Below are 14,442 nucleotides of genomic sequence, written 5' to 3'. Positions count from 1 at the left end.
CCTATCTTATTATTTGGACTGATGGTTCACATCATTTCTATGTTCAACAATTTCAAGATTTGAATCTACAAAATAAGCACTTCCAAATCCGTTTACGTAGGAACCTTTTACCGGCTGTAAAGCAATCAGGATAAAATCTCCCATTTCAGAAATAACATCTACTACTTTACCATGGGTTTCTTTAAGCTTTGCAATAACATTATTCCACATCTCTGAATCTCTTTCTACCTGAGAAGTTGTTGCTTCAAGCGTCAGACGTTCACGGGCATAGATCTGTTTTGTAGCAGATTCATCTTCAATAAACATTACAGAAGTCTTTCTTCCTTCTGAAAGGTTTTTCGTATGTCTTGCCATAAAAGAAACCAATATATAAAATGTCTGTTCTATCTGTACAAATGGTGCATAGCTGGAATTGGGATTTCCCTCTGCATCTACAGTAGCCAAAATTACACTTTTTGTATTAGCGATCAGTTCTTTTACTTTGGGAGCAACAGGTTTTGTTTTTTTCTCTGTATTGGTATGATTCATAAGATATTATTTATCAGATAAAAGTAGTTATTTAGATTAAGACTAAATAATTTTAAGTCATGCTTAATCTCATAAAACTGAAATTGATCTGTCGTTTTTTTATCTTAATTATAAATTGTAATTTTGCCTTTCGTTATCAACTGAATTTAAATCTATTCATTACATATGAGTACTACAACACAATACGTTCCTTATAAAGTTAAGGATATTTCCCTTGCAGAATGGGGAAGAAAAGAAATTACCCTTGCAGAAGCAGAAATGCCAGGTTTGATGTCTATCCGTGAAGAATACGGACCATCTCAACCGCTTAAAGGAGCAAGAATTGCCGGATGTCTTCACATGACGATCCAAACGGCTGTGCTTATCGAGACATTGGTAGCTTTAGGAGCTGAAGTTACTTGGTCATCTTGTAATATTTTCTCTACACAGGATCATGCTGCTGCTGCTATTGCTGCTGCAGGAATTCCGGTTTATGCTTGGAAAGGATTAAATGAAGAGGAATTTGACTGGTGTATTGAGCAGACTTTATTCTTTGGTGAAGACAGAAAGCCATTAAACATGATCTTGGATGATGGTGGAGATTTAACAAACATGGTTTTTGATAAATACCCTGAATTTACAAAAGATATCAAAGGTCTTTCTGAAGAAACTACTACTGGAGTTCACAGACTTTACGAAAGAATGAAGAACGGAACTTTAGTAATGCCTGCTATCAACGTAAATGATTCTGTAACTAAATCTAAATTCGACAACAAATACGGATGTAAGGAATCTGCAGTGGATGCTGTAAGAAGAGCTACTGACGTAATGTTGGCAGGAAAAAGAGTGGTAGTTTGTGGATACGGAGACGTAGGTAAAGGTACTGCTGCTTCTTTCAGAGGTGCTGGTTCTATTGTTACGGTTACTGAAATTGACCCAATCTGTGCGCTTCAGGCTGCAATGGACGGATATGAAGTAAAAAGATTAGATACTGTGGTAGACAATGCTGATATCATCATTACTACAACGGGTAACTTCAACATCGTAAGAGGAGAACACTTCCTTAAAATGAAAGATAAGGCTATCGTTTGTAACATTGGTCACTTCGATAATGAAATCGATATGGCTTGGTTAAACCAAAACTACGGTCAGACTAAATCTGAAGTGAAGCCTCAGGTGGACATCTATACAATCGAAGGAAAAGAAGTAATCATCCTTGCTGAAGGAAGACTAGTAAACCTGGGATGTGCTACAGGACACCCAAGTTTTGTAATGTCTAACTCTTTCTCTAACCAGACTTTGGCACAGATCGAGCTTTGGAACAACTCTGCAGCGTACGGAAACGAAGTATATATGCTGCCTAAGCATTTAGATGAAAAAGTAGCTGCTTTACACCTTAAGAAATTAAGCGTAGAGTTAGAAACTCTTTCTACTGAACAAGCTGAATATATCGGAGTAGATGTAAAAGGGCCATTCAAGCCTGAGTACTACAGATACTAAGATTTACTTAAAATATGATATTATCCCACTACCTTGAAATAGTGGGATTTTTTTTGTTCAAACCTACTGGTATTCCTTATTTTTGAAACAAAAATAACATGAAGAATTACTTATTTCTGGGGTTGGCCGGTGCTACTCTATTTTTTAACAGCTGTAGTGACAGTAATGATGATAATGATGCAGGTGGACCTACAGAAAAATTATTATTAAGTAAGGTGACCACAGTTTATTATGACAATCCATCCAAACCTGAAACTTCCGTAGCAACATTGAGTTATAACAGTCAGGGGCAGTTAATCAAAACTATATCAAAAGACAGAGCTTCTATTTTTGAATATGACAGTGCCGGAAAACCTTCAAAAACCACTTATTTTAGAGAAGATGGTACTTTAGATTATTATTCAGATTATATTTATAATGGAGATCAGCTGACTACGGTTAAAGCAATCTACGCTACCCCTTATAACAACAGAACGATAACCTATACTTATAATACCAACGGGCAGGTGACCTCTACCTCTCTTTGCCAATCACCGACCTGCTCCGATCCGATTGTTGATACTTATGTATATAATGGAAACAATATTTTATCAGAAATTTCAACGGGTGGAGGATCTGATTCTAGCACTAAAATTGTTTACTCTTATGATGATAAACAGAACCCCTATACCAATCTAAACAAATATCTAAAAACTACAATGGCAGGAGCTCTTGTTATAAGCAAAAACAATTATCTGAATGAAAAGATAAGCCGCAAAACTACTGGTAACTGGATAGAAGGTCAAAACAGAACATCTACCATACAATACAACAGCGCAGGTTTCCCCGTACAGGTAATCTCAAAAGAAGCCAACGGAAGCCTTTCCGCTCAATATAATTACGAATATATTATCCAATAATAAACAAGCTCTCCATTCTTGGGGAGTTTTTATTTTATATAAGCTAATCCTGCTATCCATTCATACTCCTCACACCTTGCTTTCCCTATCCTAATCCATCAAATTCCTTGCTTTTGCTGTGGAGTACCCACTTCTATCGGGGCTAAAATTTTTGTCTATGTCCCGTATTTTTCCCATATTTTCTCATAGCCATACCGATGTTTGCAAAAAATGAATATATTTAGCTCCTTAAACAAAACATTAATTCATGAAAAAACAAAGAGTATCGAATGCGTTTGTCGCAGCATCCTGGATAGCATTAGGAGCAGGAATGATTGGTTATATTGTAGGTCTTGTAAGAGCTGAAATGCTGCTGAATGAGAAGGGCTACTATTTTACCATTCTATTATACGGCTTATTTGCAGTTGTATCCTTACAAAAAGCGGTGCGTGATAAATTAGAAAATATTCAGGTAACCGATATTTACTATGGGATCTGCTGGTTTGCAACATTATCTTCTATTATACTACTGGCCATCGGACTTTGGAATGCGACCATACTTCCAAGTGAAAAAGGGTTCTATGCTTTTGCATTTCTCCTCGCCCTTTTTGGGGCTATCGCCGTCCAGAAAAATACAAGGGATAATATGCTTCAAGAATAATACAAAAACTCTCCAGATTCGGAGAGTTTTTATTTTATGGAACATCCTACGATTACACCAACAATAGGTACAAAAACCCAATATCATCATATTTTAATTAATAATTTGCTGTATTTTTCAATTATTTATATATTTATTTCACAAAATATAGATATGTATAAAAAACTTTTACCATTTATTATTTTCTTCATCACATTCCAGATAACCAAGGCCCAGAACGAATTCATTACCATCTGGAAACCCAATAATACCTCACAATTACCATTGAGCAATCCTCAATTTCCATCTCCACTTGGTGAAAATCAGATATGGTTTCCGGGGATTGGAGATAATTATTTGATAAGCTGGGAAGAGATTGGCTACCCTCAACACACAGGGATAATGACTAATGTGACTTCTACTGCATCTGTATTAATAGATTTTGGAACCTCCCTGAATCCCAACCATACTGAAGCAACTTACAGAGTAAAAGTCACCAATGGCAATGGAGTTTTTAAGCAAATAAAATTTTCAGAAGATATTTTTCTCCCTAATCCAATTTTTGAAATGCCTAATCTTAAAGCAATAGGAAGCGCTGATAAAATTATTGAAATCGAGCAATGGGGAAACATTCAATGGACTTCCATGAAAAGTGCATTTTCACAATGCGGACTTCTGGATATAACAGCAACTGATTCCCCTGATCTATCCAACGTTATTGATGCCACCTTAATGTTTTACAATGCGTTTTCTTTATTGGCAAATAATTCAATGGAAAACTGGGATACCTCTCACATTAAGATTTTTAAATATATGTTTGGATATACAAACAATAATTTTCTATTTACAGACAATTTCAATCCTAATATTGGTTCCTGGGATATGTCAGCAGCAGAAGACATCAGTTATATGTTTATAAAAAGAAAGGTATTTAATCAAGATCTGAACAGCTGGAATACATCCAATGTTACTACAATGGCCTATACCTTTGCAGAATGTTATCTTTTCAACAAGCCTCTTGACCAATGGAACACTTCCCAAGTAAAGAATATGGCTTTTATGTTTCATTTAATTCCTAATTTCAATCAGCCATTAAAGTCCTGGGACACTTCTAATGTAACAGATATGAGCCATATGTTTCATTCTGCAAAAGCGTTCAACCAGCCATTAGATACCTGGAATGTAAGTAAAGTGACAGATATGAATACAATGTTTAATCAAGCCTTACAGTTCAATCAGACGTTAAAAAATTGGAACCTGAATTCATTAGTATCAGCAAACGCAATGATAGCAAGTACGGGAATAGACTGCTTCAACTACAGCACCACCCTATATGGATGGGCTTATAATCCCAATACTCCCAATAATATTACCCTTTATAGTGTAGCCCCAGCTCCCTACTCCGGAGATACCTATACCGTAAATGCCAGAAATACTCTCCTCAATACTAAAAATTGGTTATTTAGCGGTGATACCATTGTTGAATGTGATCGTTTGGGTACCCATGAAAGCTCATTGAATCATCATCAGCCCTCTATTTTCCCTAATCCGGTAGATGATGTCATTCAATTCAGGAATTTACCTGATATTAAAAGTTATAGCATTCTTGATGCAGGTGGCAGAATGGTTCTTAGAGAAGATATATCTCAAGACTTTATCAATGTGCAGTCTTTAACAAAAGGTAATTATATTATTCAGATAAGTACAAAAGATAAAAACTACACTTTTAAATTCATCAAAAAATAAAAACAAGAAAGCCTCACCGTAACCAGTGAGGCTTTTATTTTTAAGCTTTACAACTATTTGTCGAAATAATTAGGATGCTGATTTTTAATATCATCTACCGTTCCCAGCACTTTATCTTTCAAAGAATCCTGATACTTTTGAAGTTTTTCGGCCACTTCTTCATTACCGCTTCCTATAATCTTAGCGGCTAAAATTCCTGCATTCAATGCTCCGTTCAAAGCTACTGTTGCCACAGGAATTCCTCCCGGCATCTGAAGAATTGATAACACAGAATCCCATCCGTCAATAGAATTGCTAGACAAAATCGGAACTCCGATTACTGGAAGCGTTGTACAGCTTGCCACCATTCCCGGAAGATGGGCAGCACCACCGGCCCCAGCAACAATTACCTTTAAACCTCTTTCATGGGCTGTCTTCGCATAATCGAACATTCTTTCCGGTGTTCTGTGTGCTGAAACTACCGTCAATTCATATGGAATATCCAGACTTTTCAGGAAGTTTGCAGCCTGTTCCATGATTGGCAGATCACTCTGACTGCCCATAATAATTCCTACCATCTTCAATTTTTATTAGATGTTCAAAGATAAAAAATTTAAACCTGTCACTAAAATTTAGTCTAAAAGTTTAAAATATAAATCAAAAAGAAAGCAATAGGTTTAAATAATCAATTCACACATTTAGTAACCATATATAAATTCATTATTTAAATCTGTACCTGTAAAAATTAATGCAACTGCATCCATAATGTTTATTTTAAAACAGGTAAATTTGCCCATTACACCACAATTTCCTTGAAAGATTATAAACTTATTTTTGCCGTTCTTACTGTTGCTATTGTCTGGGGAACTACATTTTTGGCCATCCGTATTGCCGTAGAAACCATCCCTGCATGGTTTGTTGCTGGAATCCGTCAACTTTTTGCTTCCATCATCATGCTTTTCGTTCTTCTTTCAAGAAAAGAATTTAAATGGATTGGCTGGAAAAATCTAAAATATCAGATCATTTTTTCTTCCCTTATGCTTATTATAGCCAACGGAATGGTTACGGTAGCAGAAGAAAGCGTAACCAGCAGCCTGGCTTCGCTTATCAGTGCCTGTGCCCCAATTTTAGTTTTCCTGGGGAGTCTTGCCATTGGTTTACAAAAATTTAGTCTCCGTGCCCTGGCTGGAGTCCTGATATGCTTTAGTGGTGTGCTTTTTGTCTTCTGGGACGGACTGAAAGATCTGGCTAACCCTGATTACAGAACAGGAATGCTTTTTCTTTTTTGTGCTATTTCAGGTTGGGCCTCCGGAACAATTTTTACCAAAAAATTAAATATTCAAAGCGGTAATATTACTCTTAATCTATTTTATCAGTTTTTGTTTGCGGGAGTTGTTCAGGTTATTTTCGCATTTCTGTTTTCAGAAAATTATAATTTCGGAAACTGGACATTGAAAAGCATCTCCGCTATGCTGTATCTTTCTATTTTCGGATCCGTTGCAGCCTTTTTCGCATTCCACTATGCTTTAACGAAGATCTCTCCGGTACAGGTTTCTATTTTAGCCTATATCAATACCATTATTGCCATATTTTTGGGTTGGCTGATTATGGATGAACCTATCTCTTTCAAGTTTATTTTAGCTGCAGCCTTGATTATCTGTGGGGTGTTTATCATCAATTACAAACCGGAAATGTCTAAAAAGCAGAAAGCAGTACAATAAAAATATGGTGAATTTGACAGGTAGTTTACCGATGTGTAATTTGTCTCACCATCATTTTTTTCCTATATTGTATACTCAACCTACACGATATGCTAAAAAACACATTTTTCATCTTTCTTACAAGTTCCTTTCTTTTGGTAAGCTGTGATTACAAGGAAAAGGAGAAGAATCTGACAGACAGAGAGAAACAATTATTGGAGAAAGAAAAGATATTTGCAAAAAAAGAATCTGAGTACCAGTCACTCTTAAAAATGAGAGACAGTATCTTCACAAAAAAGGATTCGGTGAAAATTGCAATTTGGCCAACAGAAATTTCCGGAGCCTGGAATGGAAAGGTGATCTGTACAGAATCTAATTGCAGTGACTATGCAATAGGTGATCAACGTACAGACCTTTGGGAATTCGATAATGACTCTACCCGGCCCATCACCAAAATCATCAACAATAACAATCTGGTAAGATTATATTCCGGAAAGTTTGAAAATAATGAGATCAAACTTTCTTTCAAGACCGATTCTACAGCCAAAAAAAATGTAGAAATGAGTGTTCTTCTTAATGACATTTCCGACAACAAGATCAAGGGAACCAGAACGGTTATCTCTGACGGCTGTACAGCCAAGTTCTCTGTTGAATTAGTACGTTCTACAAAATAAGCACTTATGATTTTACTGAGTATACATAATCTGAGTCTTCCTATTGAAGATCCGGTACTGAAATTCCTATTGGTACTAATTATCATCCTTGCTGCTCCTCTATTGCTAAATAAAATTAAAGTTCCACACCTGTTGGGGCTTATCATTGCCGGAGCTATCATTGGTCCCAATGGTTTTAACGTATTATCAAGAGACAGCAGTATTGTAGTTACCGGAACCACCGGACTTCTCTATATCATGTTTCTGGCCGGACTGGAAATTGACATGGGTGATTTTAAAAAGAATAAATGGAAAAGCCTCACCTTCGGTATTTATACCTTTATAGTACCTTTTGTATTGGGATATCTGGGTGGATATTATCTTCTTCACTTCTCCATGCTTACCTCTATATTATTTGCCAGCCTTTTTTCATCCCACACGCTTATTGCCTATCCATTGGTGAGTAAATTGGGAATCGCAAAGAACAAAGCAGTCAATATTACGGTTGGAGGAACCATGATTACAGATATTCTTGCTTTATTGGTGCTTGCCATCATTGTAGGGATGTCTCAGGGAGATGTAGGAACAGAATTTTGGGTTAAACTATCTGTTTCCTTTATTGTCTTTGCACTGATTGTCTTGATTGTTTTCCCTATTATAGGACGTTGGTTTTTCAAAAGGGTAGATGACAAGATTTCACAATATATTTTTGTACTGGTGATGATTTATCTTGCAGCAATGCTTGCCGAATTGGCAGGTGTAGAAGCCATTATCGGAGCGTTCTTTGCAGGATTGGCTTTAAACAGGCTTATTCCTCATACTTCTTCTCTAATGAACAGGGTAGAATTTGTAGGAAATGCCATCTTTATTCCATTCTTTCTGATCAGCGTTGGAATGCTGATTGATTTTAAGGTATTCTTTAAAAGCTGGGAAACTCTTGAGGTAGCCGGAATTATGCTTGTAGCTTCCATTGGAGGGAAATATATTTCTGCAGTGGCTACCCAAAAGACCTTCAGACTAACCAAGGAAGAGGGGAAATTAATCTTCGGATTAAGTTCTGCTTCCGCTGCTGCGACGCTGGCTTCTGTAATGGTAGGGTATAATATTATTCTTTCTGAAACTGAAACAGGAGAACCTGTAAGATTATTGAATGAACACGTTCTGAACGGAAGTATTTTACTGATCCTTATTTCATGTACCATCTCCTCCTTTATTTCAATGGCCAGCGCTCAAAAAATTGCAGAAGCCGATAATGAAGATACTGTTTCCGGAAACAGCCACGAGGAAGAAAACATTCTGTTGGCCATCAATCATGAAGAGACAATTGAGAGAATGGTTAATTTAGGAATTCTGATAAAAGCACATTCCAATACAGAGGATTTATTTGCCTTAAATGTCATCAATGAAGATAAAAATGAGTCATCCGTTAAAAATGCGGAGAAACTTCTTCATCAGGCAACGGATGCCGCAGCTGCAGCTGATGTAAAGCTACAGGCTCTTAAAAGATATGATAATGACGTCATCAACGGGGTAAATAATGTCATTAAGGAACAGAATATCACAGATCTTATTATTGGTCTGGAAGATGAAAAAGGGTTTTCCCCATCTTTCATTTATAATCTGTACAACGGCTATCTTCAGAATGACGATGTAAATGTCTTGGTATACCATGCCGCCCAGCCTCTTTCTACCATCAAAAGATACGCTGTAATGATTCCTGAGAATGCTCATAAGGAAGCAGGATTCTTCCATGCGCTTTTAAGGGTTTGGAACATTGCCCGAAATTCTGGGGCTACCGTAGTTTTTTACGCTCCTGAAAACATCGTGGACATCCTTCAGAAAATCATTAAAAAAGCCAATATAGAAGCTGAATTTATCATTATGACTACCTGGCAGGATGGTGAAAGAACTGCAGCCCAGCTGAAAGATGATGAAGCTCTGATTATTTTCATGGCAAAACGAGGGATGCAGTCCTATATTCCACGAATGAGACTTATTCCTGAATTATTGAACAGAAACCTGAACGATAATAATTATCTTCTGATTTTCCCATTCTCGGAATATGACAAAAATAGTCCCGAAATACGATCTGTAGGAAACCACGGAGATTTTGTGGAAATTGGAAACGTGATTCAGAAAATTTTCAAATAATAACCGGTATTTTTATTCCAATTAAAATTCATATCAAACAACATTGAAAACAATAAAGATATTTCTTCTCACAGCTACTCTGAGCGCACCATTATCCTTTGCCCAATTTGCAAAGATTGTGGACAAAGACGGCTATGTGAATGTAAGGGAAAACGGAGATGCAAAAAGTAAGATTACAGGAAAGATCAATTCGGATGAGATTGTCTATGCTTTTGAATCTGAACAACCCAATACAGACTGGCTTTCTATAGATTATAATGAAAAAACCAGCGGATATATTCATAGTTCAAGGCTGAAGTTGATAGAATCTTATGAAAAGGTAACTCCAGTGATACGTGATGAAAAGAAGGCTGTTTTTAAATCCGAAAATATTAAGGTAGATATCCTCTCTGAAAAATTCAATTATAAGGAAAATAAAAAATTCTTTTCTACTTCAGATTATAGTGGTCAAAAAATTGAAGACAAATATAAAGGTCAACCGATATGGGGCACTGACGGAACAATTCCTCAAACCCATTACCAGTCAATTACAGTACAGATTGGAGATAAAAAGATTAATATTCCCCGCAAAGAAATTGAAAACCTTTTTAATGTCAGTAATGAATATACCAACTGTTATTTTGACCGTAAAAATGATACCTTGTATATCACCATGCTCAACTCTGACGGTGCCGGTGGCTATGTAGCCCTTTTTAAAATTGTAAAAGGAGAATATAAGGGAAGAGTTGTTAAGATGCCTTTTTAAGTAGTAGCAGACTTAAAAAGTATAAGAATAAACGCGGCCTATTTCAATGTTTGAAATAGGCCGCTCTTTATATTTTGAGTTCAATTATTCTGCAATAACCCTCACCATTCCTTTCACCATGACAAGCTTTTCCATAAGCTCTTCTCTGGAATCTGCCAACACATTAATGTGCCCCATTTTTCTTCCCGGTTTGGTTTCTGTTTTTCCGTATAAATGAATATAAGTCTCCGGTAATTTAAGTACCTCATCCATTCCTTCATACACTACCTTTCCTTCATATCCCTCTGCACCTACCAGATTCAGCATTCCACTGTAGGTAATAGCATCTGTATCTGCCAAAGGAAGATTCTTCACCACACGGTACATCTGCTCAAACTGTGAGTTTGTATTTCCTTCCTGGCTCTGGTGCCCAGAATTGTGAAGTCTTGGAGCTGTTTCGTTTACCCAGACTTTTCCTTCTTTATCAAGGAACAATTCGATGGCAAAAAGTCCAGGAGAGTTGATAGTACTTAAAAACTTCTCTGTAATAGAGTCAATCTGCAGTTGAACATCCTCCGTAAGAAGAACCGGGCAAACATTGAAATCTAACAAATTAAGTTTTGGATCTGCAACCATTTCAGTTACCGGAAAAGTATTGGTTTCTCCTCTTTCATTTCTGGCAACAATTACAGAAAGCTCCTTGTCAATATCCACCAGACTTTCAATTACAGAAGCCTCTTTCCATAGGTTCTGATAGTCATCTTCCGTTTTGATCACCTGTACACCTTTTCCATCATAGCCTCCCGTATTCATTTTTTGAACGAAGGGTAATGGCATGATAATCTTTTCATCACTATTCCATACCACCTGAAATTCCGGACTTGGAATATCATGAGTTTTATAAAATTCTTTCTGAAGAATCTTCTGCTGAATGGTTTTGATAATATTGGCATTAGGAACCACTCGGATTCCCTGTTTTTCAAGTTCCGCCAATGCATCTGCATTTACGTGTTCTATCTCAATGGTAACAACATCTTTATCTTTTCCAAAGTTCAAAACGGTTTCATAATCATTGAAATTTCCCTGCGTAAAATAAGAGATATTATGACATGGCGCATCAGAAGCCGGATCCAGTGTATAAAACTCATCATCATACTTCAATGCACTCTGTATCAACATTCTTCCCAGCTGTCCGCCACCCAGAATTCCTATTTTCATTTTTTATTTTTATTAGATTTATTTCTTATTGAATTTTATCAATTTTTAAGTATCCAAGTCCCATTGGGTTCTCCTGATTTTCAGCATCAGATTTCTGAAGAACAATGGAATACTTTTCTTTCATTTTTTCAGGAAGAATATCACTCACATTGAAAATATCATCAATATCCACTCCATGCTTGTCATCAATATGGCTTACTGCTCCCCCAAATCCCATGGTTTGATAAAATTCAGTAGCCTTTGCTCTTTTCACGATTTCTCCCATTGATTGTCCCACCATCAAATGCTGCTCATGGAATTCCTCGAAAAATCCTCTTTTGTATCCTCCCAAATTAAGGAAATACAATTGCTCTTCAGATGATTTTTCATCTTTTTCTACAATCTTTACTTCATACCCATCTGCAAACTTCACTTCCTGATAACAATCAAGGTGAATTTTCCCCTCTGCTTCTTTCCAGAAGTCTTTCATATCAGGAACCAAATCCTTAAGGTTCTCTGCAATCCCGAAAAATACATCGTGTTGCTCTATATTTCTTCCTTTAGGAGTTGCTCCAAGAATAATATAAAATAATTTCATTTCACTTTTCATACATGCAAAAATACGTTAAATTTATCTTTTTCAAATGTTTGGCAGACTACTACAATAATTTTATATTTGTAACATTAATTGTAGTATGTCAGAAATCATCATACTCTTCCTTGGCGCTATTTCCGCAGGTCTTTTAGGGTCACTTACGGGTTTAGGAGGTGGAGTTATTATCATTCCTTTATTAACGCTGGGTTTTGGTGTTCCAATGCATTATGCCATCGGCGCTTCCCTTATCTCTGTAATCGGAACCTCTTCGGGAGCTGCTGTAGCTTTCGTAAAAGAAGGTTTCACCAATATGAGGATCGGGATGTTCCTCGAAATAGCCACTACGGCCGGAGCTATTGTAGGAGCCTTAGTTTCAGGAATGCTTAACCCGAATACCATCGGAATTATTTTCGCAAGTATTCTTCTTCTCACGGTTGTTTTAAACCTTAAAGGAAAGCCTGATCACCAGGAACCTTTAATGAAAGGAAGTCTGGAAGAAAAGCTGAAGCTTTACGGAACTTTTCCTGATAAAGGAGTTTTAAAAAGCTATTCTGCGAGAAATACAGTTCCCGGATTCTTGATGATGATGTTTGCAGGAGCCATGTCCGGACTTTTAGGAATAGGTTCCGGAGCATTGAAAGTATTGGCAATGGATAATATGATGAAGCTGCCATTCAAGGTTTCTACGACGACCAGTAACTTTATGATTGGGGTAACCGCTGTAGCCAGTGCATTGATCTACTTTCAAAGAGGTGAAATTATTCCTGTAATTGCAGCACCTGTAGTAATAGGCGTTGTAATAGGAAGTTTCATAGGTTCAAAAACATTAATGGTTTCCAAGACAAAAAAGCTAAAAGTATTTTTCGCTATTGTCATTACCATTTTGTCAATTTACATGATGTATAACGGTATCAACAAAAGCTTCAGGTAATGAAAAAGAATTTTACAGACGTAGATCTGAACCGTTCCGTAGGAAATCTTCTGAGATTGGGGGTTATTCTTTCTGTGGCCACTTCGTTTATTGGCTTTATCAAGTTATTTACTGAAGGCTTTGAAATGCCTAAAAAATACACCAACCTTGTTGTAGGTAATTCTTCTGAAAAAGTATGGGGCCAGTTTTGGGACTCTTTATCCAAGGGAGAAGGAATGGGCATTATCCAACTGGGAATCCTTTTATTGATTTTCACTCCTTTGATGAGGATTATCTTTGCTTTAATAGGGTATCTAAAAGAAAAAGACTACGTCTATGTAGTCATTTCCTCAATTGTTTTAGCGATTATGGCGGTAAGCTTCTTTGCAGGATACGCACACTAATTTACATTTCATAAAACTCCAACGGCAAATGATCGGGATCCTGGGTAAAGAAAAATTCTTTTCCGGTGAACTCGTCTATTCGGATCTCTTCACAAACCAGTCCTTTTTCCACAAGTTCATTTCGTTTTTCGCTTACATTTTCCACTGAAAAAGCAAGATGTCTTAAACCACATGCTTCCGGCCGGGATGGACGATTGGGAGGATTTGGAAAAGAAAAAAGTTCAATCACATAATGATCTCCAATAGCAAGATCAAGCTTGTAAGATTGTCTTTCTTCACGATATACTTCACGAATGATATTCAGGTCTAGAATTTCTGTATAAAATTTCTTTGAAACAGCATAATCTGAACAGATGATTGCAATATGATGGATCTTCATTTCTTTAATTTTAAACTACTTCTTATTTTTATTATTTTATCTCTTTGCAGTTGTCCTTTCTTCTGGTATCAATGATGTACTGAATTTTCCACTCCTCATTCTGTTTTACCAATTGAAAACTGTTGGCCCCACAATGTGAAAACTTCCCTTTCAGATAAAAAGAATATGGAGTAAAAACACTTGCCAGATTACCATCTGTATGAATGGCTTCTATGATAATTCTTTCCTCCAGATCATCTTTTGAAAACTTAGAAACAGAGGCTACAAAATCCTGTATACGATCACTTTTCACAGTACCATCTTTTGTAATGGTCTGCAAAATGGCATTTTCTGTAAATACAGTTTTCATAAGTTCTGGATCTGCATTTTTCATCGCAAGGAACAAATTACGGATCGGTTTTTCAATATCCTTATTTTGCTGACCGAAAGCTGAAATACTGATCAGCAGTAACAGTGCTATAATTTTATTCATAGAATAG

The 14,442-nt window shown here is 36.6% G+C and carries 16 protein-coding genes; 10 read left to right on the top strand and 6 right to left on the bottom strand.

What is annotated here, in order from left to right; genetic code table 11:
- Positions 1–9 precede the first annotated feature (9 nt).
- Complete coding sequence (locus SCA31_RS08635) at positions 10–528, bottom strand: pyridoxamine 5'-phosphate oxidase family protein (RefSeq protein ID WP_410696539.1); 519 nt, start codon at positions 526–528, stop codon at positions 10–12.
- 165 nt (positions 529–693) lie between these two features.
- Between SCA31_RS08635 and ahcY the strand changes: the two genes are divergently transcribed.
- The 4 genes from ahcY (at position 694) to SCA31_RS08615 (ending at position 5,271) form a co-directional block, all read left to right on the top strand.
- Positions 694–2,007 (top strand): adenosylhomocysteinase, encoded by a 1,314-nt coding sequence (gene ahcY / locus SCA31_RS08630; RefSeq protein WP_106915141.1) that lies wholly within the window; start codon positions 694–696, stop codon positions 2,005–2,007.
- A gap of 98 nt (positions 2,008–2,105) precedes the next feature.
- Complete coding sequence (locus SCA31_RS08625; protein ID WP_410696538.1) at positions 2,106–2,906, top strand: hypothetical protein; 801 nt, start codon at positions 2,106–2,108, stop codon at positions 2,904–2,906.
- A gap of 247 nt (positions 2,907–3,153) precedes the next feature.
- A complete protein-coding gene (gene yiaA / locus SCA31_RS08620) occupies positions 3,154–3,546 on the top strand; it encodes an inner membrane protein YiaA (protein WP_410696537.1) in 393 nt (130 codons plus the stop codon).
- A gap of 153 nt (positions 3,547–3,699) precedes the next feature.
- Complete coding sequence (locus SCA31_RS08615; RefSeq protein ID WP_410696536.1) at positions 3,700–5,271, top strand: BspA family leucine-rich repeat surface protein; 1,572 nt, start codon at positions 3,700–3,702, stop codon at positions 5,269–5,271.
- 53 nt (positions 5,272–5,324) lie between these two features.
- Here SCA31_RS08615 and purE read toward each other — a convergent pair whose 3' ends face one another.
- Entirely contained in the window at positions 5,325–5,828 is a 504-nt protein-coding gene (gene purE / locus SCA31_RS08610; RefSeq protein ID WP_410696535.1) for a 5-(carboxyamino)imidazole ribonucleotide mutase, read from the bottom strand.
- A gap of 234 nt (positions 5,829–6,062) precedes the next feature.
- On the opposite strand from purE, the gene SCA31_RS08605 reads away from it, so the two are divergent.
- The 4 genes from SCA31_RS08605 (at position 6,063) to SCA31_RS08590 (ending at position 10,499) form a co-directional block, all read left to right on the top strand.
- On the top strand, positions 6,063–6,971 hold the full coding sequence (locus SCA31_RS08605) for a DMT family transporter (protein WP_410696534.1): 909 nt from the start codon (positions 6,063–6,065) through the stop codon (positions 6,969–6,971).
- Positions 6,972–7,060: 89 nt separating this feature from the next.
- Positions 7,061–7,624 (top strand): hypothetical protein, encoded by a 564-nt coding sequence (locus SCA31_RS08600; protein ID WP_410696533.1) that lies wholly within the window; start codon positions 7,061–7,063, stop codon positions 7,622–7,624.
- Between the two features lie 6 nt (positions 7,625–7,630).
- On the top strand, positions 7,631–9,754 hold the full coding sequence (locus SCA31_RS08595; protein WP_410696532.1) for a cation:proton antiporter: 2,124 nt from the start codon (positions 7,631–7,633) through the stop codon (positions 9,752–9,754).
- A 43-nt stretch (positions 9,755–9,797) separates the two neighbouring features.
- Positions 9,798–10,499, top strand: coding sequence for a hypothetical protein (locus tag SCA31_RS08590; protein WP_410696531.1), 702 nt, complete (start codon positions 9,798–9,800; stop codon positions 10,497–10,499).
- Between the two features lie 84 nt (positions 10,500–10,583).
- On the opposite strand, the gene SCA31_RS08585 is transcribed toward SCA31_RS08590, so the two are convergent.
- Together SCA31_RS08585 and SCA31_RS08580 are read right to left on the bottom strand one after the other, a co-directional pair.
- Entirely contained in the window at positions 10,584–11,696 is a 1,113-nt protein-coding gene (locus tag SCA31_RS08585; RefSeq protein ID WP_410696530.1) for a 5-(carboxyamino)imidazole ribonucleotide synthase, read from the bottom strand.
- A 25-nt stretch (positions 11,697–11,721) separates the two neighbouring features.
- On the bottom strand, positions 11,722–12,273 hold the full coding sequence (locus tag SCA31_RS08580; RefSeq protein WP_410696529.1) for a DUF1543 domain-containing protein: 552 nt from the start codon (positions 12,271–12,273) through the stop codon (positions 11,722–11,724).
- 97 nt (positions 12,274–12,370) lie between these two features.
- Here SCA31_RS08580 and SCA31_RS08575 point away from each other — a divergent pair, with 97 nt between their 5' ends.
- A complete protein-coding gene (locus SCA31_RS08575) occupies positions 12,371–13,201 on the top strand; it encodes a sulfite exporter TauE/SafE family protein (RefSeq protein ID WP_410696528.1) in 831 nt (276 codons plus the stop codon).
- The gene (locus SCA31_RS08570; RefSeq protein WP_076352345.1) at positions 13,201–13,584 is read left to right on the top strand and encodes a DUF1634 domain-containing protein; all 384 of its coding nucleotides are present in this window, start codon (positions 13,201–13,203) and stop codon (positions 13,582–13,584) included. Before SCA31_RS08575 ends, SCA31_RS08570 begins: the two co-directional genes overlap by 1 nt.
- 1 nt (position 13,585) lies before the next feature.
- On the opposite strand, the gene SCA31_RS08565 is transcribed toward SCA31_RS08570, so the two are convergent.
- Positions 13,586–13,963, bottom strand: a complete 378-nt coding sequence (locus SCA31_RS08565) for a VOC family protein (RefSeq protein ID WP_410696527.1) — start codon at positions 13,961–13,963, stop codon at positions 13,586–13,588.
- Between the two features lie 31 nt (positions 13,964–13,994).
- Positions 13,995–14,435, bottom strand: coding sequence for a nuclear transport factor 2 family protein (locus tag SCA31_RS08560; RefSeq protein ID WP_410696526.1), 441 nt, complete (start codon positions 14,433–14,435; stop codon positions 13,995–13,997).
- Positions 14,436–14,442 lie beyond the last annotated feature (7 nt).

The organism is Chryseobacterium sp. SIMBA_028 (genome assembly GCF_046535285.1).
Taxonomy (GTDB): domain Bacteria; phylum Bacteroidota; class Bacteroidia; order Flavobacteriales; family Weeksellaceae; genus Chryseobacterium.
This window is presented reverse-complemented; position numbering and strand designations above follow the sequence as displayed.